The following is a 282-nucleotide window of genomic DNA, read 5'->3' as shown; positions in this document are numbered from 1 at the left end:
GGTGGAAGAGGATATCGGGATGATCCCACTTGATTTCTGCGATCAAATCGAGAGCTGTGTCGGTTGCGAGAACACGCGCTTCGCCGTTGACGGTGGTTTCCATGGCTGCCTCCTCCGGCGGATAACCCCGAAAATCGGATCGATTTTTGGAAAGGTAATACGCAAATTCAAAGCGTTAGAGCGTCCTACGGGATGCGTGGCGCTCTAAAGACAAGGCCTTCTCCCCGTGTCGGGGAGAAGGCTTTTCATCATAACATCATCGGCTGCTCTCAGAAGAAGCCG

General features: G+C 53.2%; 1 pseudogene. It reads right to left on the bottom strand.

What is annotated here, in order from left to right:
- A pseudogene (locus AF337_RS24545) lies at nucleotides 1–103 on the bottom strand (DUF779 domain-containing protein); the annotation flags it as partial.
- Between the last annotated feature and the right edge of the window lie 179 nt (nucleotides 104–282).

This window comes from Rhizobium ecuadorense, from assembly GCF_001187535.1.
Lineage (GTDB): Bacteria > Pseudomonadota > Alphaproteobacteria > Rhizobiales > Rhizobiaceae > Rhizobium > Rhizobium ecuadorense.
Note: the sequence above shows the minus strand (reverse complement) of the source record. Positions and strands in the feature narration are given on the sequence as shown.